Here is a 19,565-nt window from a genome sequence, read left to right on the forward strand (position 1 = left end):
CCCGAACGGTCGCTCACACCTCGAACTGCGGGGTGCGCAGGTCTGTGGCTCCTTCGCCGGTGACGAGCAGCACCTGGCTGAGGCCCGCCGGAACATCGGTGAAGACGAAGCGGCCCTGCTCGCCGGGGATGGCGCTCCAGGACTGTGTCCCCTGAGTGAGACGCACCTCGACCGCGCCGGCATCCACCCAGCCGTCCACGCGGCGCTGTCCGCGCTCGCCGCGGCTGACGTGCAGCAGGATGCTGGTCGTCCCGTCGCTGAACTGCAGCGTCGTCGTCTCGCTTTCACCGCGCACGGGCGAATCGGCGTTCTCGATCAGGGTGAGCAGCGCGTACTCGTGCGAGAGGTCGGCCACCGCGACTGCGGTGATCATGCGGTCGACGAGGCCATCGGGCAGCGGGTCGATCTCTTCTGCTGCCGTCCGCAGACGCATGAGCAGGACGTCGTCAGAGTCGGTCATCATCGCCCCCTTCCGGGGTCAGGCCCGCGTGCACCACGGCGGTGCGCAGCTTCGCCAGGCACCGTTTGCGGGTGGGTCCGATGCTGCCGATCGGCATCTCGAGATCGGCGGCGATCCGGGCGTAGTCCGGACGATCATCGAAGGCGACCACGCGCAGCAGCCGCTGGCAGCGGGCATCGAGAGTGCCGACGGCGCGCCACAGGCGATGAGACTCATCGGATGCCGCGACCTGAGACTCCGTCGACTCCTGCACAGGCAGCAGCGGTTCGAGGGTCTCGTCGGGGGTGGCATCCGTACGTCGATGGTTCTTCGAAACCCGCCAGGCCTCGCGTCGTGCGGTGATCGTCAGCCAACTCGACACCGCCCGAGAATCAGCGATCTTCTCGTGCCCGCGCACGAGGGAGAGCCAGGTGGATTGCACGACGTCCTCGGCGAGCATGCGCTCCAGTCCATAGGCGCGCACAACGTGCCAGAGCACGGGGGTCATCAGGCGCACCAGGTCGTCCATGGCGCGCGCGTTTCCGGAGCGCCAGTCGGCGAACAGATGCGCGGCGCGTTCCCAGCGCGGCGAATCCTCGCTGACGGCGCCCTCGGGCGAGGCGTCGGTCATGATGATCATTGTGCTCACACTTACTAGGAGCACGGCAAGTCGTCGGTGATACATCGCGACCCGCGCGGCTACGCTGGGAGGGTGATCGCCCTTGCTGTATTGCTGTTCATCAACGCCGCTTTCAACGTCATCGTGTGGCCCCGGTTCTACAAGCGGGTTGTGGATGATCCGCGGGCTCGGGATGCTGACGGCAAGGCCACGACGTTCCTCAAAGTGCATGCGATCCTCATCGCGTTCGCGCTGGTGATCGCCCTCGTATCGGTGCTCGCCGGGGTGGCCGCTCTCGTCGGGGTGCTTTAGTCGGGGTCTCGGTTGTCGCCGAGGTCACTGCTGTTTTGCCGGGCGTGCATCGGGTGCGCCACAGGTACGCGTCACACTTGTAGGTCGATTGGCACGCCTGTCGGGCGGATTTGAGGATCTCGGCCTGCAGGCGTGATCTGGGCCGACAACTGTGCCGGGAACCGCCTGCCGGGGCCGGGTCAGGTCGTCTCGAACTGACGGGCGTGCGCCCTCCAACCGGACTCGACCGGGAGTGCGCGCAGGCCGCGGTTGGAAAGCGCGAGCAGCACCGATAAGGCGCACAGAGCGGATGCAGTGATGAGCGTGCCCTCGCGCCCGATCGAAGCGAGTCCGAATCCGGCGATCAGTGGTGCGAGCGGCATGGCGCCCATTCCGAGCACGGCGCTGGCGCTGTTTGCGCGTCCGAGCAGTGCGGTCGGGGTCGCAACCATGAAGTAGCCCATCAGCGCGGAGTTCACCGCGGGGATAAAGAACACCGTGATGGCGAGGACGCCGGCCAGCGCCAGCGGCTCACGCGCCGGAATCATGCCGAAGACTGCACAAACCGAGACGCTGAGACCGCCGATGATGATGACGCTCGCCCGCACCCGCGACACCAGCGCCGGTGCGACGAGGGCGCCGAGCAGCATGGCGACTCCGGCCGCGGTGCCGAGGAATCCGATGGTGATGGTGGAGTGTCCTGCCTGCTGCAGTGCATAGATGATCGTCGTCATCGCGGTGGCGAAGCCGAGGTTCACGATCGTCGCCACGAACAGCACGCCCCGCAGGTCGGGACGCGAGAACAGCCAGCGAAACCCCTCCTTCATCTCCCGTACCGCATTGGGCTTGCCCGCATCCGCTCGGGGCTTTCCGGCATCCGGATCGTCTGGATCTTGCACAGGCGAAGTGGATGCTGTTCGCTGCAGCATCCACGCCGTCACGGCCGCGATCACGTGGCACAGCGCCATGGCCGCGCCGATCAGCCAGGCGCCGGCGGCCAGCAGCACGCCACCGAGCGGCCCGCCGGCCAGTTCCAGCACGGCGCTGCGGCCCTGGTTCGCGGCTTGAGCCCGGCCCATCGCGTCATCCGGGACGATCTCTTTCAACGCACTCTCGCCAGCGACGTCGAAGAGGCCGGTCCGCGCGGCGAGGAGCACATCGATGACCAGCAACGTCGTGAACGTGAGGGCGTCGCCGAGGGCGAGCAGCACGAATGCTCCAGACAGCACCACTCCGATGAGCGAGCCGAGCACCATCATGACGATGCGGCGGTGGCGGTCGGCCAGCACGCCGCCGTACAGAGTGGTGATGGTTCGGGTTGCCATGCCGACCGCGCCGATGATGCCGGCCTGGGCCGGGTCATTCGTGACGAAGAGCACGATCAGCGGGATCGCGAAGCCGAACAGTGCACTGGCCAGACCCTTGGCTGTGTCGCTGATCAGCCAGGTGATGTAGCGGCCATTGCGCGTGAGCCGATGCGGTGGGGTCGTGGTGGTCATGGGTCGATACTAGATGCGCACGTTCTATTGCGCAATTGTTCTTGCGCAATTTCTGGTGCGGATAGGATCGAGGCATGGCGGATGAATCTCCGAAGCCCGTGCATCCCGACGCGAGAAATGCGACGTCGGCGATGCTCAAGGCGTACGCGCATCCGCTCCGACGCCGGATCGTGAAGGCCGTCGGTGCACGGGGACACGCTCGTGCTGCCGATATTGCCGCTGATCTCGGCGTTCCAGCGAACAGCGTGAGCTTTCACCTGCGCGTCCTCGCGGATGCCGACCTCATCGAAGAGGCGCCCGAGCATGCTCGCGACAAGCGTGATCGGGTGTGGAAGGCCGTGGAGACGGCATGGAATGTCGGGTCCCCCGAGCATCCGGTCGAGGACGAGGTGCTGGGAAATGCACTCATGGCGTCACTTGTCGATGAGCATTTCGACATGGTGCGGCGGGTGATGAGGTGGGCGCCCGATTATGTTGCGGGTCGAAACCCGGCCGTGCACGGTACCTTCTCGCAGCGCAATCTGCGGCTGACAGAGGCAGAGTTTCGTGAGATCGAGCACCGCATCAACGACGTAATCCACGAGATCGCAGACGCCCACGACCCTGATGATCCCGACGGCCGCGTCTGGACTCTCGACATCATCGGGGCCGACGACACGATTTGACGGGCGTCCGCTGCCGCCGCCGCTGCCGCGCCACCGCCGCACGTGCACAACTCCTGAAAAAACAGAAGAATCGGCCCGATCAGGGGCTGTACGCACCCGATCGAGCCGATTCTTCAGGAGTTATGAACGGCTGAGCCGTCGCCAAGCCCCTGACCCCTACGGCGTCGCCCGCCGGAATGCCAGGAACGAGACCGCGGACAGCACCACAATGGCAACGAGTCCCCACAGCGCGAGCCCGACGGCTCCGAGGTCGAGGATTCCGATCCAGACCCGCTCCCACAGCTCGAGCCGCGTCACGAGGAAGGCGATGCCGACCAGGACGAGTGCCAGTGCGACGCTCGCGATCGTCAGCACCATCGGTCCCCAGCTCTTGTAGATCGTCGCGCCGGTGAATCCGACGACGAAGAAGAACAGCGCGAGGGTGAAGTAGACGATGAGGGCCCCGAGCGGTCCGGTCTCCCACACCCACGGCAGGTGGAACACATAGCCGTTTACGCCGTAGCCGTTCGTGAGCAGTTCGATACCGCCGCCGATGAGGAAGATCAGCCCCATCAGGCCACTCGCGAGGATCGCCGTCAGCATCGTTCCGAGGAAGAACTCCCGCCGGGTAATGCTCATTGCCTGAGAGAACGGGAAGGTCAGTGTCATCGCCGACATGCCGACGGCGAAGAACACCCAGAGCGGAGCCTGCCCGCCGCCACCGTACTTCGGGGTGTCGATGGGGATCATCGCGTAGATGAGAACGGAGATGAGCACGGCGCCGCCCAGAACAATCAGCGGCACCCAGATGAAGGTCTGCTTGTTGATGAACTGCAGACGGATGACATTCAGTGTGCGGGACATCAGCGAACCTCCTGAGTTTCTGCGCCGGCCTTCTGGGTCAAGCGGACGATGAGCTGTTGCAGTGAGACGGGTGCGAGGTCGAGCCCGGATGCCGAGACCTCTGCCCTTTCGGCGTCGGACAGATGCCCGAGCACGGTGACGGATGCCACGCGTCCGAGCGCTTCGCGATGCAGAATGTCTCGGCCGGTGGCCCAGGCATCGACCTTCGCCGCATCGCCGACGACGGTGACGGCGCGATCACGCAGCGTGTCAGTGTCTTCATCGAGCAGGATCGTGCCGCTGTCGATCACGATGACCTTCTCGATGAGATTGGAGACCTCGTCGATGAGGTGCGACGAGAGGATGATCGTTCGAGGATGCTCGGCGTAGTCCTCGAGCAGGCGGTCGTAGAAGATCTGCCGGGCTACGGCGTCGAGGCCGAGGTAGGGCTCGTCGAAGAAGGTGATCTCGGCACGCGAGGCGAGGCCGATGATGACGCCGACAGCCGAGAGCTGCCCGCGCGAGAGTTTCTTGATCGTCTGCTTCATCGGCAGCTGGAAGTCGCGGATCAGCTGATCGGCCAGACCCTGATCCCAGTTCGTGAAGAAGAGGCGAGCGGCGCGGAACGCGTGGCCCGGAGTCGCATCATCCGGATACTTCTGACTCTCGCGGACGAAGCAGACCCGACTGAGCACGCGGGCGTTCTCGTACGGGTGCTCGCCGAACACCTTCACGTCGCCCGACGTGGCGAAGTTCTGGGCGGTGAGGATCGACATGAGTGTCGTCTTGCCGGCGCCGTTGCGGCCGAGCAGCCCGTAGATGGAGCCACCCTCGATCGACAGCGACACATTGTCGAGCGCGTTCGTCTGCTTGTAGTGCTTGGTGAGGTTCTTCACCTCGATGACGGCGGTCATGCGGGCGTCCCTTCGGTAGTGGTTTCGGATGCACCTGCTGCAGCGCGTTCGCGCAACAGGGCTGCCAGATCTTCGGCGCCGAGCCCGAGCGTGCGGGCCTCGGCGAGCAGTGGGTCGAGGTAACGGTCGGCGAAGGCCGCACGGCGCTCGCCGAGCAGCAGTTCGCGGGCGCCGGAGGCAACGAACATGCCGATGCCTCGTTGCTTGTACAGCACTCCCTTATCGGTGAGCATTGCGACTCCCTTCGCGGCGGTGGCGGGGTTGATGCGGTAGAAGGAGGCGAGCTCGTTCGTCGAGGGCGCCTGGGATTCCTCTTCCAGTGAGCCGTCGAGGATCGAGTCCTCGATCTGCTCGGCGATCTGGAGGAAGAGGGGCTTTCCTTCTTCAATCACGCATTCCTCCTGCAGTTGGTCGGTTACTTACTCGACTAACTAACCATCTAACCCGAGTGTGTGTCAAGTCCTCGAGCAAACCGCGCCCTGCACAACTCCTGAGATCTGCCAACTGTTGACGTAGCCACGGCCTGATCGGGCCGGCCTGGCTCAATTTTTCAGGAGTTATGCACCGGCGACCGGGCCGCGGTCGTCAGCCGCGGAGGTCGCGAGCGCGCAGCGCGAAAGCGGATGCCGCGGCCAGAGCCAGCGCGACCCCCCACGTGAGCGCGAGCCCACCGGCATCCACACCCTCAGCAAGAGGGGACTGGCGGAACACCCATGCGTACGGCGACAGCGCGTTCAGCCACTCCAGGTCACCCGACTGCTTCGCCAGTGCCTGCAGAATGTACGCGAGTACGGCGATGCCGGCACCGACGCCGGTCGCCCAGATCTTGCGCCCGGTCGCCGCTCCCGCGAAGAGAGCCGCCGCAGCAGTGAGGAAGGCGAGCCCGGTCAGCGCGGCGCTGGCGCCGATAAGGCGCACGGGATCGAGCTCGAGTTCGCTCGGTCCGTTCAATGCCCACACGACGAGGCCCGAGAACGCGCCGAGCCACAGCAGCCGCACCAGGACGGCGAGCCCGGATTCCCAGGCGTACTGCATGCGTCCGATGCCGTGGGCGAGGTCGAGTTCGGTGCGTCCGGACTCCTCGGCGCCGGCGAGCGCGGCCGATCCCCAGATGACGCTTGCGATGGTCAGTAGCAGGAAGCCCATTAGCCCGTAGAACGTGGCCTCGGTGTAGCCGGCTCCGGTGGCGATTTGGCTGTACCCGAGCGTGTCGACCAACTGTTTCGGGAGCGACTCGATCAGCTCCGTCATCTGATCGCTGGCCCCGAACGTGGGGTAGATCGGCAAGTAGAGGAAAAGAACGGCGGCGATGCCGATCGACCAGCCGAGAAGGCTGCGCCATGATTCGCGGATGCTGCGCCGAAATACCGGCAGGAAACTACGCATGGTCAGCCTCTTTGCCGCCGGGGGTCGAGGAAGAAGCATCCCCGTACAGTCGCAGCACGGACTCCTCAAGATCCGGCTCCTCGACGGTCAGCTCGCGCACGTCGTATTGCGCCAGCAGCTTCACGAGGGGGTCGATCGCCCCTTCGATGGTCGCGGACACCTGCACGTCTGCGGCGGCGGCGGTGACTTCCAGCGCGTCGATTCCCGGCACTCTTTCGAGCGCGGCGCGGGCCGCCGCAGCATCCGTGCCCTCGACGATGACGCGCACCCGGCGTACCGATCCGAGGCGAAGCGCGGCGATCGGGCCGTCGGCGACGATGCGTCCCGCGCTGAGGACGGCGACCTCGTCGGCGGTCTGTTGGATCTCGCTGAGCACGTGCGAGCTGAGCAGCACGCTCTGGCCGGCAGCACGCGCTTCGCGCACGAGCTGCAGGAACTCGCGCTGCATGAGTGGGTCGAGTCCGCTGGTCGGCTCGTCGAGGATGAGGAGCTCGGGGCGGTGCATGAACGCCTGGATGAGTCCGATCTTCTGCTTGTTGCCCTTCGAAAGTGTGCGCACAGGACGGTTCAGATCGACGCCGAGCCGGTCGGCGAGATCGTGCGCTGTTCGCAGAGTGGATGCTGCATCGCCCGGCCGTCCGGACACCTCGGCGTAGAACGACAGCAGTCGGTGGCCACTTGCGCGCCCCTCGAGGTGCAGTTCGCCGGGGACGTAGCCGATGCGCCGTCGAAGTGCCGAGCCTCCCTGTCGGGGATCCTCGCCGAGCACCCGCACGGTGCCGGAAGACGGCCGAATCGTGTCGATAAGCGTGCGCATCGTGGTCGTTTTGCCAGCACCGTTTGGCCCGATCAGGCCGAACACGCTCCCCTCCTGCACGCGCAGGTCGAGTTCGTGCAGGGCGACGCGCTGGCCATACGTTTTATGCAGGGCTCGAGTTTCTACGGCGGCGGTCATGGTCGTTCCTCCTCGGGAACGGGAGAGGCGCCCAACGCTGTGCGCGTTGCATCCAGGAACGCGTCGGAGGCGTAAAGGCCGTGGGTGAGCAGTTCCATGGTCGGAAGCGTCGAGCGCAGGAGGCCTGTGGGGCTGAGGTAGTCGGCGCCTAATGCGCGGGAGATCTGGGTGCGCATCACGACGGGCGCGAGCCCCATGAGTGCCAGGATGAGAGTGGTCATCTCTGGGTCGCTCATCGGTTCGAGCAGGCCAGCGGCGTTCTGCTCGTCGAGCACCTTCCGGGTGCCGGAGAGGATGCTGTCGAACAGCCGATCTGCGGCGGGTGAACCGTCAACGAGCATGCGTCCGAGGTAGTCGATGTAGGGGCCGTAGCGGTCGAGGTCGTTCAGGGCGGCGCGGATGCGGTCGCTTGTCGGGGCATTAATCAGCTCATGCGACTCGTCAGTGAAGATGCCGGCGACGTACTCGTCGCAGATGCGACGCAGCGCCTGCTTGTCGCTGAAGTGATGCACGATCAGGGCTGGGCTGACTTCGGCCTCGCGAGCGATGGATCGCAGGCTCGTCCCATCGAAACCGTCGCGAGCGAAGGCGACGATGGCCGTGTCGCGGATGCGAGCGCGAGCGGTGAGGTCATCAGGTACTGAACGCATGTACAGCAGACTAAACAGATGTTCAGCCTCTGTCAAGGGTATGCACTCGCTGTGTGGTGGGGTCATAACTCCTGAGAACTGTGCCGGATTCGGGCGAAAATGGAGCTTCGACCCTCGCCGGCGCGAAAACCTCAGGAGTTGTGCACGCGTCGACGGCGGGGTTCGAGACGGAGCGCGAAGGCGCGTAGCGGCGGTCGCGGGCGCGTAGGTTGGGGAGGTGCCCGACTTTGCCTATGACCGCCTGTGCCGATTTCCCGATGTCGAGGCGAACAATCTGCAGGCCCACGACGCCACCGATCTGCTGTTGGTCGAGTGCGCTCTCGCGCTGGTCGAAGAAACTGGGCTGAGTGGTTCCGAGATCACCGTAATCGGCGACGAGTACGGTGCAATCACGCTGGCGCTGACGGATGCTGGGTTCACGGGCATCCGCGTGCATCAGGATCTCGCCACCGGGCGTCGGGCGCTGGCCAACAACGCGCAGGTGCTTGAACTGACGGGCTTCGCATCCCATGAACTCGACGCGTCGCTGCTCGATGGGGCGAAGCTCGTACTGCTGCAGCTGCCCAAGTCCCTCGCCGAGTTGGAGGAGATCACGGATGCCGTCGCCCGCTGGGCCGCGCCCGATGTGACCCTGGTGGCCGGAGGGCGCGTCAAGCACATGACGCTCGCGCAAAACGAGGTGCTCGGCCGCAGCTTCGCCGAGGTGCAGCCCCAGCGTGCTGAGCGCAAGTCACGGCTCATCGTTGCGCGGGGGCCGCGGCCCGTGCCGGATCTGCCGCCGTATCCGCAGCGTGCGGAGCATCCGGACCCATCGACAGGTTCGGGGTTCGGGCTCACACTCGTCGCCCACGGCGGCGCGTTCGCCGCCAACCGCATCGACATCGGAACCCGGGTGCTGCTGGAAGTACTCTCCGACTCTGCCGGTTCACAACTCCTGAGAACTGCACCCATTCCGGCCGGAAATGCTGATGCATCCGCTTTCGAGGCGCAAAGTTCAGGAGTTATGCGCGGCGAGCACGTCGTCGACCTCGGCTGCGGCACCGGCGCCCTCGCCGCGTACTACGCGCTGCGCCACCCCGAAGCTCGGATCACCGCGACTGACCGCTCGGCCGCGGCTGTGGCATCGGCTCGCGCCACCATGGTGGCCAACGGCATCCAGGACCGTGTCACGGTCACGCATGACGACGCCGGTTCAGAACTGCCCGACGCATCCGCCGATCTCATCCTGCTTAACCCGCCGTTCCACCTCGGTGCCAGCATCCACGCGGGGGCTGCCACGCGGCTGTTCGAGGCGTCCGCTCGACTGCTCCGCCCGGGTGGAGAACTGCTCACGGTCTACAACTCCGCACTCGGATATCGGGCGGAAATCGGACGCATAATCGGACCCGCGGAGCAGCTCCGGCGCACGCCGAAGTTCACCGTCACGCGAAGCATTCGGCACTGATTTCGCATACGCGCAGATTGTCGACATTAGACAGAACTCCCGTTCACGCGACAAAAACAAGCGCCGTGACCGGATCGAGATTTGCCCCTGACCGGCCATTTTGTTACGTTGAAATGTAGGCCTTTTGGCCTGATGACCAGTCCGCGGTCACGTCCTTCATTCGATGAGCTGTGCTGCGAAGAGGCGTGGACGTACGGTCGATGTTCTTGCGGCGGAGCCGAATTCCGCCGTCAGTGCCGCGATGCAGCAATTTCGAACGGCCTTGTGAACTCGTCCCGGACGTAACCGAAGTGGGCTCCCGAAACCCGAAAAGTCGGTGAGCCGCCGGGGGAAACGTGACCGAAACCGCACTAGTTGCGCGCAATCTGTTCAAAGTGTTCGGGAAGAATCCGAACCAGGCCGTCCGTCGGCTGAAGGCCGGCGAAAGCCGCACCGATGTGATGGATGCCGGAACCGCCGCCGTCATCGACGCCAGCTTCGAAGTGAAGCGTGGCGAGATTTTCGTCATCATGGGCCTGTCCGGATCGGGCAAGTCCACCATCATCCGCATGCTCAACGGACTGCATGACATCACCGACGGCACCGTCACTATCGGCGAGGACCAGATCACGGGGATCCCGGCGGCTCGCCTGCGTGAGATCCGCCGCGACAACGTGTCTATGGTGTTCCAGCACTTCGCGTTGCTTCCGCACCGCACGGTCGCCGCGAACGTCGCCTACCCGCTCGAACTCAAGGGTGTGCCCCGCGCAGAACGTCTCGCGCGCGCTGATGAAGTTCTTGATCTGGTGGGGCTCACCGGCTGGGGCGATAAGTTCCCGTCTCAGCTGTCCGGTGGAATGCAGCAGCGCGTCGGCATCGCTCGTGCGCTGGCGGCGGACAGCGACATCTTGTTGATGGACGAGGCGTTCAGCGCCCTTGACCCGCTCATTCGGCGCGAGATGCAGGAGCAGTTGGTCGAGCTGCAGCAGAAGCTCCAGAAGACGATCGTCTTCATCACGCACGACCTCAATGAGGCGATGTTCCTCGGCGACCGGATCGCGGTCATGCGTGACGGACGCATCGTGCAGATCGGAACGCCCGAGGATATCCTCACCGATCCTGCCAATGACTATGTCGAGCAGTTCGTGCAGGATGTCGATCGCGCCCGCGTGCTGACGGCATCCAATGTCATGGAGCGTCCGCGACCGGTCGTCGCCGACAATGCCGGCCCGCGCACGGCGCTTCGTCAGATGCGGGATTCCTACATGTCGGCCGCGTATGTCACGGGTCGTGACCGCAAGCTGATCGGCATGGTCAGCGACCGCGACGCGGTGAAGCTGGTGCGCAAGGGCGAGACGTCACTGACGTCGATCCTGAAGCCCGTGCCGCTGAGCGTCTCAGAAGATGACGTGCTGATGAACCTGTTCGTTCCCGCTGTCGAGTCGCAGTTGCCGCTTGCGGTTCTCGATTCGGAAGGGCGACTGACCGGCGTCATCCCTCGTGTCACGTTGCTCGCGGCCCTCGGCCCCGGCCCGAACTCGACCGAGGAGATTACCCTGCCGCACCTGCCGGTGCCGCAGGCTGAGATCGACGCCGTTCTGGAGGCGGCAGAGGATGCCGTCGCCGGCGGCGCCGCGATCGAAGGGGAGGTGCGCTGATGGATGGGTTCCGCATTCCGATCGGCGACGCTGCTAAGGTCGTCGTCGACTGGGTCAAAGACAATCTCGAAGGCCTGCTCGACTTCATCGCCTTCGTCGTCAAGTTCCTCGTCAACGGCCTTACCGACCTTCTGGTCGGCACTCCGTTTCCGATTCTGATCGCTCTCTTCGCGGTCATCGCCTGGCTGGTGCGTTCGTGGCAGATGGCCGTCGGCACCGTGATCTCCTTCACCCTTATCGTCGGCATGGACCTGTGGGAGCCGGCGATGCAGACGCTGTCGCTCGTGCTGGTGTCTGCCGTCGTCGCCATTCTGATCGCGATTCCGCTGGGTATCTGGTCGGCGCGCAACAGTACGGTGCGCGCAATTCTCAAGCCTGTACTCGACTTCATGCAGACGATGCCGGCGTTCGTGTACCTGATCCCCGCGATCGTCTTCTTCAGCATCGGCGTCGTGCCGGGGCTGGTTGCGACCGTGATCTTCGCGCTGCCTCCTGGCGTGCGACTCACCGAGCTCGGCATCCGGGGTGTGGATTCCGAGACCGTTGAAGCTGGTCAGGCGTTCGGCGCGACGCCGTCGCAGATCCTGCGCGGCATTCAGCTGCCGCTGGCGATGCCGACAATCATGGCCGGCGTCAACCAGGTCATTATGCTCGCACTGTCGATGGTTGTCATCGCCGGTATGGCCGGTGCGGATGGCCTCGGAAAGATGGTCGTCGAAGCTATCTCGACGATCAACATTCCCAAGGGGGTCGAAGCTGGTCTCGGTGTCGTCCTGATCGCCGTCTTCCTCGACCGCGTGACCTCGGCGCTCGGCACGCCGAACCAATTTCGCTCGTCCCTGCTTGGCATCCTGTCGCGTCGCCAGGCGGAACGTCGTGACGAGGCAGCGGACGCCGAGGCCGAGGCTGAGCGTGAGACCGCTTCGACACCGCGCCGCGGCGCGGCCATCTGATCACCCACGTACTCTCTCCCTACCCATACGTAACGCAGCAGAACATACGAAAGGAAGCACCATGAAGAAGTACCGGCACATCACAGCCATCGTGGCTCTCGGAGCCGTAGCATCCCTCGCCCTCGCAGGTTGCGCGGGAACCCCGAACGACTCGGGTGACGCAGGCGCAGACGGCGACAGCGCTGAAAGCGCTGAAATGGGCACGATCACGCTTGGCTTCATCCCCTCCTGGTCGGATGGGCTGAGCATGGCGTACCTGGTCCAGGACCAGCTCGAGAAGATCGGCTACACGGTCGAGCTCGAGACGCTCACCGAGGCGGGCCCGCTGTTCACCGGCCTAGCACAGGGCGACATCGACATGTTCCCGTCTGCATGGCCTGAGGTCACGCACGCCGAATACATGAAGACGTACGGCGACGACCTCGAAGACCTCGGCGCCTACTACGAGAACGCCAAGCTCACGATCGCCGTGCCCAGCTACATGGACATCGACTCGATCGAAGACCTCAAGGGTGCGGGCGACCGCTTCGACGGCCGGATCATCGGCATCGAGCCGGGCGCGGGCCTGACGGCGAAGACGCAGGACTCGATGATTCCGGCCTACGAGCTGGAGGACGAGTACACGCTCGAGACCTCGTCGACCGCTGCGATGCTCACCGTTCTCGGCGAGGCCATCGACAACGAGGAAGACGTCGTCGTGACGCTGTGGCGTCCGTTCTGGGCCAACAGCACCTATGACGTCAAGGACCTCGAAGACCCGTTGGGTGCGATGGGTGACGCGGAGACGCTGAACTTCATGGCACACAAGGGCTTCGCTGAGGAGTTCCCTGAGGCGGCTGCTCTCGTCGAGCAGATCAAGCTTGACGACGACCAGTACGGCGCACTCGAGGACCTCGTGGTCAACGAGTTCGGCGAAGGCCAGGAAGCTGAAGCTGTTGACGCGTGGCTCGAGGAGAACGGCGACCAGTTCGACTGGGTCGTCACCGAGTAATTCACTCTCCTGAAGGGGGCGTCGCGTAGCCCGCGGCGCCCCCTTTTAGCATTACCGATAGAAGGAGAATCTGCATATGAGTCGACGCACCCGGATCACGGCCGTCACAGTCTTCGGGGCGGTTGCGTCCCTCGTTCTCGCGGGATGCGCCGGCAGCGCCGTCGACGGCGCCGGTGCATCCGGTGGTGACGCAGACAAGGGGACGATCACCCTCGGGTATCTTCCGTCGTGGACGGACTCCCTCAGCACCTCCTTCCTGCTTCAGGACCAGTTGGAAAAGCTCGGATACACGGTCGAGTTGCAGACGCTGACCGAGGCAGGTCCCCTTTACACGGGCCTCTCCGAGGGAGATGTGGACATTTACCCCTCGGCGTGGATCGATGTCGCGCAGAAGGGCTACTGGGACCGGTTCTCGGACGATCTCGAAGATCTCGGCACGTACTACTCGGAAGCGAGCGGCATGCTCGCCGTGCCCTCGTACGTCGACCTCGAATCGATCGCCGATCTGAAAGGTCAGGCAGACCGCTTCGACGGCAAGATCTACACGATCGAACCGGGATCGGGTGCGGCGACGTATGCGCAGGAGTCGCTGCTTCCGGCATACGGACTCGATGACGAGTATGAGCTGGTCACCTCCTCGACGCCGGCAATGCTCACTGTGTTGGAGGATGCGATCAAGAACAAGGAAGAGATCGTCGTCACGCTGTGGCGGCCGTTCTGGGTGAACGATGTCTTCGACATCAAGGAGCTTCAGGACTCGGAGGACGGATACGGAGAGCCCGAGGGCCTGCATTTCATCGCGCACAAGGGCTTCACCGAGGAGAACCCCGAGGCTGCGGAGCTCATTGAGCAGATCAAGCTCGACGATGAGCAGTACGGGTCGCTCGAGAACATGGTCGTCAACGAGTTCGGCGAGGACAATGAGCCGGCCGCGATCGACGCGTGGCTCGAGGAGTACGGCGACCAGTTCGACTGGGTCGTCACCGAGTAGTTCACTCTCCCCCGGGCGCAGCCTCGGGCGGAGTTCGCAGTGATGGGCGGAGCGTTCCGAGTGGAGGCTCCGCCCATCGCTGCTTTCTCCTCCCATGCGAGCGGCACCTGAGCGGCGTAGCCTGGCCGATATGGACGGTTTCGCCGCTGTCGACTTCGGATTTGCTCGCGAAGTGCTCCAACGGGGCATCGCGGCGCTCTACCTGGTCGCGTTCGTGTCGACGCTGAACCAGTTCCGACCGCTGCTGGGCGAGCGGGGACTACTGCCCGCCCCGGAACTGCTCGAGTGGGCATCGTCTTCGAAGGCGAGAAGACGGATGCTGCGCCCGACCCTGTTCGGTCGCATCCGCTATACCGATCGGCGTCTCGCCGTCCTCTGCTGGGCGGGCATCGTCCTGGCAGTGGTCCTCGTCGTCGGCATCCCGCAGCTCGGCCCGCCCTGGGTGCCGATGGTGTGCTTCCTGGCGCTCTGGCTCGGATACATGTCGATCACCAGCATCGGCCAGAGCTTCTACGGCTTCGGGTGGGAGATGCTGCTGCTGGAGGCCGGGTTCCTCGTGGCGTTCCTCGGCTCTGGTGATCAGCCGCCGCCGACCGTGGTGATCGTGCTGCTGTGGTGGCTGCTGTTCCGCCTGGAGTTCGGTGCGGGAATGATCAAGATCCGTGGTGGGCGCGAGTGGCGCGATCTCACCGCCCTGACCTACCACCATGAGACGCAGCCGATGCCGGGGCCGCTGAGCCGGCAGGCGCATCTGCTGCCGCGCTGGTTTCACAAGGGTGAGGTGCTGGGCAATCACTTCGCGCAGCTGGTGGTGCCGTTCTTCCTGTTCGCACCGCTGCTCGGGCTGCTCCCGGGAGCTCCTCCGCAGCTGGTCGAAGGCTCCTCGATCGTCGGCGCGGTCGCCGGTGGCATTGTGCTTCTGACACAGCTCTGGCTCGTGGTGACGGGAAACTTCGCCTGGCTGAACTGGGCGACGGTGGTGCTCGCGTTCTCGGCGATCGGGCTGCCGGGATTCGGCGGGGGTGGCCCTTCTGAAGGCTCTCTCCCGCTCTACTGGGTCGTGATCACCTCGGCTGTCGGCATCCTCTATCTCGCGCTCAGCTGGCCCGCGCTTCGAAACCTGTTCGCCCGTCGTCAGCTGATGAATGCGAGCTTCAACCGCTGGCAGCTCGCGAACGCCTACGGCGCGTTCGGCACGGTGACGAAGGAGCGGATCGAGATCGTCGTCGAGGGGACGCTCGATGAGGATCCGGATGCCGCCCACTGGCGCGAGTACGAATTCACAGGCAAGCCGGGAGACGTGCGGCGCGTGCCGCGCCAGTTCGCTCCGTACCATCTGCGGCTTGACTGGCTGATGTGGTTTCTGCCGCTCGGGCACTCACTCGACGACTGGTTCACCCGGTTCCTGGCTCGTCTGCTCGAAGCGGATGCCCCGACGCTCGCGTTGCTGCGCCACGATCCGTTCGCGGGGGAGCGGCCGCAGTGGGTGCGCGCGGTGGCATACCGGTACCGCTTCGCCACGCGTGCGGAGCGGCGAGCCGACGGCGTCGTTTGGGTGCGCGATCGGCGGCGCATGGTGGTACATCCGGCGCAGCTGCCGGGGTGAGGGGCGGTTGCCGGTCTCAACCCTCGGTAGGTGGCCGAGGCGCGGCGATCTCCCGCGCGACCTGCTTCTCGAGCACCTGCACGGCTTCATCGGACAGCACAATCAGGCCTTCGAGCTCGTCCCGCACCCGCTTATAAGCGAGGTTGCGTTCAGCCTGGGTGGCTGATTCGTCCACAGCGACTTTCAACAGCTTCTGTGCACGGTCGAGCTTCTTGCGCTCAGGCTCCGTGAAGGTCGAATCGCGCAGGCGCCGGGCATCCTTCTCAGCGATCTCGAATGCGACGGCGTAGTTGCCGACAGCATCCAGATACTCGGTGATCTGCTGCTCGCTCACCTTGGCATCAGCGGATGCCGGACGCAGAGCATCTGCGGTCTTCTTCGCCCGCAGGAACGCCGCGGTCAGTGGCTGGCGTCCATCGCTCATAGCGGGGAAGGCGATGAGCTTGGCGACGTCGAGTTCGTAGTCGAGCCAGCGCGCGGTGATCTCGTCGTGCTCGGCGAAGAGTCGCTCCAGGAGCTGATTCGACGGCAGCCGAGCGTCGGAGTCGATCTCTTTCGGTGCGTTCCTGACGGGGCCGCTGGAACCACGGGCAGCGATCTGAGCGGCCTTGAGCTCGCCCTTCATCCGCAGCGTTTCCATCCGGCGCTGATGCCGCCGCTTTGCGCTCTGCTCCCAGGCTTTTGCGGCACCGCCGCCCATCGCCATGATCGGGAAGATCAGCCACCAGTAGCTACCGGCGAAATCCCACAGGCCTCGGAAGAACTCATCCATGATGCGCCCAGCCTACTGCGCCGCCCGTTTCCCCTCCGTCCCCGGCACCAGGTGCGAGTGGGTAGTTGTGGCTCAAGTTTCCGGAGAAATTGAGCCACGCGCGCCCACTCGCAAGCAGTGCGGAGCGTTACTCGGCGCGGGTGAGTTCGCCGAGCTTCTCGCCGGAGTCGTTGAAGGCCACGAGAACGTCGCCGTCGACCTCGACCGCACGAACGCCGCGCAGCCAGTCATCGACACCTTCACAAGCCTTCAGCGTGGAAGCGAACTGCGCGAGGTCGATCTGGTCGCCCTCGACGGTGAAGCTGGTGAAGATTCCATTGCAGCCGTCGTTGCCCGTTACTGCACCATCGGCGGTGAATTCCAGGTGGGGCTGCCCTGCGGCATCCTCACCCCAGGACCCGAGCAGTTCGGCGACGACGGGGTCATTCGGGTCTGCTGAGGATGTGGGTGCGGATCCCGGTGTCTGGCCGGCAGCACAGCCGGTGATGAGCAGAGTGGCGGCACCGACCATCGCGGCCAGCGTGAGGATTCTGGGGGTTCGTGTGCGCATGGACGTCATCGTAGTCGGCCCCACCTGGAGACGAGCGGGAAGGTTGAGCGACCCGTTGTAACCGAGCCAAGAAGTGGGGAGAAGTCCCCATACATGTGACAGAACGGAGATCTACTGTTGGCTTCTGAGAGTTTGCTGGGTAGTCTTGCGGAGGTTTCTGTGTTCGCTCTGCGGGCACGGAGTCCGCGATTTTCTGAGGAACGACGAGCAGTTTGTCGCTTCGGGACCATTATTCGCTACAGATGAAGGACATCGACTTTATGAAGAACAGAGGGATGGTACGTCGCCCGCTGGCTTTGACAGCGGCTACGACGATTGCCCTAGGGGGGCTCTTCTTCGCGGCTCCTGCTTACGCTGCGGACGAGCCGAAGGCCGACGCAACTCTTAAGGCGCCGGGCGCGTCGGAAGACGCGCCGTCTGAAACTGTCAACGAGGCAGCCGCAGCAGCGGAGGTCGTTGCCTTCGGCGTGAACGCCGCTGGTGAAGATGTTGTCGTTGTCGCAGGCGACGAGGCTGCGACCGACGATGCAGCCGTCAAGGCCTTTACCGATGCAGCCGACATCACCGGTGCAAAGGTCGTCACGATCGTGGCAACCCCGAAGCTTTTCGCAGGCGATGACATCGTCGGTGGTCAGGGCTACTTGATCGACACTGGTGCCGGCCTCGGTGCCTGCTCGGTCGGTTTCTCGGCCTTCTCGCCGGAGGGTGTCCCTGCGCTTCTGAGCGCCGGCCACTGCTCGCTCGATTTCAACTCTGGTGACCTTTACGACCTGACCGCGCTTTCGGTTCCCTCGGAGGAGCCTGCCGTCGGCGGCCCCGGGTTCGAGGTTCCTAATGCAGTTACCGAGCTCGCTGCGTTCACCTTCGGTCAGTTCGGTGGACCGAACAACACGACCGGTGCACAGGGCGACGTCAACGCGACCGATATCGCTGTTATGACGCTCAACGAAGCCGGTGACTTTAACCCGCTTCCCGCTGTGACCAACTGGACCACGGCTGGCGAAGACCTCAGCTCGCTCGCTGAAGGCACTGTTGCAGTCAAGAGCGTCGGCGCACCGGTTCACGGCGATGTCAGCAAGAGCGGCCGTACCACCGGGTTCACCACTGGAACGATCGATGAAAACGACCTCCTCGACGGCTGGGCCAAGATCGAGGACCGCTGGGTTCGCGGCTTCTCCAGCGACACCGTCGCAGGCCCCGGCGACTCGGGTGGCGCTGTCATCCAGGGCACGACGGCTGTCGGTCTCATCAGCGGTGGCGTCGAAGCTTCGGCTGACCAGGAGCAGTGGACCTGGGCAACGTCCCTCGTCCACGGCCTTGAGCACACCAACGGCTACACCGTTGCTCTCGACGTGGATGCTCCCACGGTGACCGACCCGGCTAGCGGCTCGACCGCCATCGTCGGCTCGACCATCACGGGCAAGGCGCCCGGTGCCAAGACGGTTCGCGTCTCCGGTGTCGGCGATGCATTCAACGTCTCCGTTTCCAACGGCGAGTTCTCGTTCAAGGCTCCCGGCACACCCGGTGACTACGACTACAAGCTCGTCGCATCCAGCGGCTACAGCAAGTCGGAGACCACCTCCTACTCGCTGACCACGAAGTTCGCACCTACCGCGACTCCGGTCATCACCTCGCCTGCTGACGGTGCAAGCATCGACAGCACCGTTACGGCAGTCAGCGGAACCGGTCTTCCCGGTGCCGAGGTTGTTGCAACGGTCAACGGCACGGAGTACACCACCACGGTCGACGGCTCGGGCAACTGGACCATCAAGGGCCTCGAGCTCAAGTACGGCAAGCACAGCGTCAGCGTTGTGCAGACCGCCAACGACGACACCTCGGATGCCGCAACTTCGGCCTTCTCGGTTGTCCCGGTGGCACCTGCCGTGACCTCGATCACGAACGGCACCACGTTCGCGCACGACAACGGACCCTCCGCCCTCTCGGGCACGGGCATCGACGGTGCAACTGTTACCGTGAAGCTCAACGGCGCCGAGCCTGCAGCCCTGGCTGCTGAGAGCGGCTCCTACCCGGCTGAGGTCGTTGATGGCAAGTGGACCGTCAAGTTCGACGCTGCACTGCAGCCCGGCTCCTACACGGTCTCTGCAACGCAGAGCATCGAGGGCGTCGCATCCGCACCCGTGAGCCTCGCGTTCTTGGTTCTCGTCGAGCCGGCTCCGGCTCCCACCACGCCTCCGGCACCTGAGCCCACCACGCCTCCGGCACCCGGTGGCGAAGGCGGCAACGGCGGCGAGGACGACAACCTGGCCACGACCGGTACGGACATGATCGTGCCCCTGAGCGCCTCGGCTGGTGCCCTGGTTCTGCTCGCCGGTGGCATCACGCTTCTGACGATTCGTCGTCGCAAGCTGATCGAAGGCTGA

20 protein-coding genes are annotated in these 19,565 nt (G+C 64.7%); 9 read left to right on the forward strand and 11 right to left on the reverse strand.

Translation table 11 applies throughout. The features are described from left to right. Window positions 1-13: 13 nt before the first annotated feature. A complete protein-coding gene (locus ACSU1L_RS09050) occupies window positions 14-460 on the reverse strand; it encodes a hypothetical protein (RefSeq protein ID WP_438252531.1) in 447 nt (148 codons plus the stop codon). Then, entirely contained in the window at window positions 447-1,070 is a 624-nt protein-coding gene (locus tag ACSU1L_RS09055; RefSeq protein WP_439255503.1) for an RNA polymerase sigma factor, read from the reverse strand. The genes ACSU1L_RS09050 and ACSU1L_RS09055 overlap by 14 nt, the downstream gene beginning before the upstream one ends. An 81-nt stretch (window positions 1,071-1,151) precedes the next feature. On the opposite strand from ACSU1L_RS09055, the gene ACSU1L_RS09060 reads away from it, so the two are divergent. Next, window positions 1,152-1,370, forward strand: coding sequence for an SCO4848 family membrane protein (locus ACSU1L_RS09060; RefSeq protein ID WP_438252533.1), 219 nt, complete (start codon window positions 1,152-1,154; stop codon window positions 1,368-1,370). A 179-nt stretch (window positions 1,371-1,549) separates the two neighbouring features. On the opposite strand, the gene ACSU1L_RS09065 is transcribed toward ACSU1L_RS09060, so the two are convergent. Further along, window positions 1,550-2,848: an MFS transporter gene (locus ACSU1L_RS09065; protein WP_439255504.1), complete on the reverse strand. Its 1,299-nt coding sequence runs from the start codon at window positions 2,846-2,848 to the stop codon at window positions 1,550-1,552. A gap of 74 nt (window positions 2,849-2,922) precedes the next feature. Between ACSU1L_RS09065 and ACSU1L_RS09070 the strand changes: the two genes are divergently transcribed. Continuing rightward, window positions 2,923-3,513: a winged helix-turn-helix domain-containing protein gene (locus ACSU1L_RS09070; RefSeq protein WP_439255505.1), complete on the forward strand. Its 591-nt coding sequence runs from the start codon at window positions 2,923-2,925 to the stop codon at window positions 3,511-3,513. Between the two features lie 156 nt (window positions 3,514-3,669). On the opposite strand, the gene ACSU1L_RS09075 is transcribed toward ACSU1L_RS09070, so the two are convergent. From ACSU1L_RS09075 to ACSU1L_RS09100, 6 genes are all read right to left on the reverse strand, one after another. Then, complete coding sequence (locus ACSU1L_RS09075; protein ID WP_439255506.1) at window positions 3,670-4,356, reverse strand: hypothetical protein; 687 nt, start codon at window positions 4,354-4,356, stop codon at window positions 3,670-3,672. Beyond that, window positions 4,356-5,249: an ABC transporter ATP-binding protein gene (locus tag ACSU1L_RS09080; RefSeq protein ID WP_439255507.1), complete on the reverse strand. Its 894-nt coding sequence runs from the start codon at window positions 5,247-5,249 to the stop codon at window positions 4,356-4,358. The genes ACSU1L_RS09075 and ACSU1L_RS09080 overlap by 1 nt, the downstream gene beginning before the upstream one ends. Then, entirely contained in the window at window positions 5,246-5,641 is a 396-nt protein-coding gene (locus tag ACSU1L_RS09085; RefSeq protein ID WP_439255508.1) for a GntR family transcriptional regulator, read from the reverse strand. The genes ACSU1L_RS09080 and ACSU1L_RS09085 overlap by 4 nt, the downstream gene beginning before the upstream one ends. A 193-nt stretch (window positions 5,642-5,834) precedes the next feature. Next, window positions 5,835-6,635 carry an ABC transporter permease subunit gene (locus ACSU1L_RS09090; protein WP_439255509.1) on the reverse strand — a complete coding sequence of 267 codons (801 nt, stop codon included), beginning with the start codon at window positions 6,633-6,635 and terminating at the stop codon, window positions 5,835-5,837. After that, window positions 6,628-7,590 (reverse strand): ABC transporter ATP-binding protein, encoded by a 963-nt coding sequence (locus tag ACSU1L_RS09095; RefSeq protein ID WP_439255510.1) that lies wholly within the window; start codon window positions 7,588-7,590, stop codon window positions 6,628-6,630. Before ACSU1L_RS09095 ends, ACSU1L_RS09090 begins: the two co-directional genes overlap by 8 nt. Next, complete coding sequence (locus ACSU1L_RS09100) at window positions 7,587-8,240, reverse strand: TetR/AcrR family transcriptional regulator (RefSeq protein WP_439255511.1); 654 nt, start codon at window positions 8,238-8,240, stop codon at window positions 7,587-7,589. The genes ACSU1L_RS09095 and ACSU1L_RS09100 overlap by 4 nt, the downstream gene beginning before the upstream one ends. Window positions 8,241-8,457: 217 nt before the next feature. Between ACSU1L_RS09100 and ACSU1L_RS09105 the strand changes: the two genes are divergently transcribed. From ACSU1L_RS09105 to ACSU1L_RS09130, 6 genes are all read left to right on the forward strand, one after another. Further along, complete coding sequence (locus ACSU1L_RS09105; protein ID WP_439255512.1) at window positions 8,458-9,684, forward strand: class I SAM-dependent methyltransferase; 1,227 nt, start codon at window positions 8,458-8,460, stop codon at window positions 9,682-9,684. Window positions 9,685-10,019: 335 nt separating this feature from the next. Next, on the forward strand, window positions 10,020-11,321 hold the full coding sequence (locus ACSU1L_RS09110; protein ID WP_439255513.1) for a quaternary amine ABC transporter ATP-binding protein: 1,302 nt from the start codon (window positions 10,020-10,022) through the stop codon (window positions 11,319-11,321). Continuing rightward, window positions 11,321-12,274: an ABC transporter permease gene (locus tag ACSU1L_RS09115; RefSeq protein ID WP_439255514.1), complete on the forward strand. Its 954-nt coding sequence runs from the start codon at window positions 11,321-11,323 to the stop codon at window positions 12,272-12,274. Before ACSU1L_RS09110 ends, ACSU1L_RS09115 begins: the two co-directional genes overlap by 1 nt. A 61-nt stretch (window positions 12,275-12,335) precedes the next feature. Then, a complete protein-coding gene (locus tag ACSU1L_RS09120) occupies window positions 12,336-13,265 on the forward strand; it encodes a glycine betaine ABC transporter substrate-binding protein (RefSeq protein ID WP_439255515.1) in 930 nt (309 codons plus the stop codon). 76 nt (window positions 13,266-13,341) lie between these two features. Continuing rightward, entirely contained in the window at window positions 13,342-14,256 is a 915-nt protein-coding gene (locus tag ACSU1L_RS09125) for a glycine betaine ABC transporter substrate-binding protein (protein ID WP_439255516.1), read from the forward strand. 130 nt (window positions 14,257-14,386) lie between these two features. Next, the gene (locus tag ACSU1L_RS09130) at window positions 14,387-15,862 is read left to right on the forward strand and encodes a lipase maturation factor family protein (protein ID WP_439255517.1); all 1,476 of its coding nucleotides are present in this window, start codon (window positions 14,387-14,389) and stop codon (window positions 15,860-15,862) included. A 16-nt stretch (window positions 15,863-15,878) separates the two neighbouring features. On the opposite strand, the gene ACSU1L_RS09135 is transcribed toward ACSU1L_RS09130, so the two are convergent. Next, window positions 15,879-16,634: a hypothetical protein gene (locus tag ACSU1L_RS09135; protein WP_439255518.1), complete on the reverse strand. Its 756-nt coding sequence runs from the start codon at window positions 16,632-16,634 to the stop codon at window positions 15,879-15,881. A 127-nt stretch (window positions 16,635-16,761) separates the two neighbouring features. Continuing rightward, complete coding sequence (locus ACSU1L_RS09140; RefSeq protein ID WP_439255519.1) at window positions 16,762-17,184, reverse strand: META domain-containing protein; 423 nt, start codon at window positions 17,182-17,184, stop codon at window positions 16,762-16,764. Between the two features lie 275 nt (window positions 17,185-17,459). Between ACSU1L_RS09140 and ACSU1L_RS09145 the strand changes: the two genes are divergently transcribed. Further along, window positions 17,460-19,565 (forward strand): hypothetical protein, encoded by a 2,106-nt coding sequence (locus ACSU1L_RS09145; RefSeq protein WP_439255520.1) that lies wholly within the window; start codon window positions 17,460-17,462, stop codon window positions 19,563-19,565.

The sequence above is a fragment of the Microbacterium sp. A94 genome (assembly GCF_051842855.1).
Taxonomy (GTDB): domain Bacteria; phylum Actinomycetota; class Actinomycetes; order Actinomycetales; family Microbacteriaceae; genus Microbacterium.

Coding starts and splice junctions, on each gene's coding strand:
- ACSU1L_RS09055 (WP_439255503.1), bottom strand. CDS start 1,070: ATGACCGACGCCTCGCCCGAGGGCGCCGTCAGCGAGGATTCGCCGCGC.
- ACSU1L_RS09125 (WP_439255516.1), top strand. CDS start 13,342: ATGAGTCGACGCACCCGGATCACGGCCGTCACAGTCTTCGGGGCGGTT.
- ACSU1L_RS09100 (WP_439255511.1), bottom strand. CDS start 8,240: ATGCGTTCAGTACCTGATGACCTCACCGCTCGCGCTCGCATCCGCGAC.
- ACSU1L_RS09120 (WP_439255515.1), top strand. CDS start 12,336: ATGAAGAAGTACCGGCACATCACAGCCATCGTGGCTCTCGGAGCCGTA.
- ACSU1L_RS09075 (WP_439255506.1), bottom strand. CDS start 4,356: ATGTCCCGCACACTGAATGTCATCCGTCTGCAGTTCATCAACAAGCAG.
- ACSU1L_RS09135 (WP_439255518.1), bottom strand. CDS start 16,634: ATGGATGAGTTCTTCCGAGGCCTGTGGGATTTCGCCGGTAGCTACTGG.
- ACSU1L_RS09050 (WP_438252531.1), bottom strand. CDS start 460: ATGACCGACTCTGACGACGTCCTGCTCATGCGTCTGCGGACGGCAGCA.
- ACSU1L_RS09140 (WP_439255519.1), bottom strand. CDS start 17,184: ATGCGCACACGAACCCCCAGAATCCTCACGCTGGCCGCGATGGTCGGT.
- ACSU1L_RS09065 (WP_439255504.1), bottom strand. CDS start 2,848: ATGACCACCACGACCCCACCGCATCGGCTCACGCGCAATGGCCGCTAC.
- ACSU1L_RS09095 (WP_439255510.1), bottom strand. CDS start 7,590: ATGACCGCCGCCGTAGAAACTCGAGCCCTGCATAAAACGTATGGCCAG.
- ACSU1L_RS09130 (WP_439255517.1), top strand. CDS start 14,387: ATGGACGGTTTCGCCGCTGTCGACTTCGGATTTGCTCGCGAAGTGCTC.
- ACSU1L_RS09080 (WP_439255507.1), bottom strand. CDS start 5,249: ATGACCGCCGTCATCGAGGTGAAGAACCTCACCAAGCACTACAAGCAG.
- ACSU1L_RS09090 (WP_439255509.1), bottom strand. CDS start 6,635: ATGCGTAGTTTCCTGCCGGTATTTCGGCGCAGCATCCGCGAATCATGG.
- ACSU1L_RS09070 (WP_439255505.1), top strand. CDS start 2,923: ATGGCGGATGAATCTCCGAAGCCCGTGCATCCCGACGCGAGAAATGCG.
- ACSU1L_RS09115 (WP_439255514.1), top strand. CDS start 11,321: ATGGATGGGTTCCGCATTCCGATCGGCGACGCTGCTAAGGTCGTCGTC.
- ACSU1L_RS09145 (WP_439255520.1), top strand. CDS start 17,460: ATGGTACGTCGCCCGCTGGCTTTGACAGCGGCTACGACGATTGCCCTA.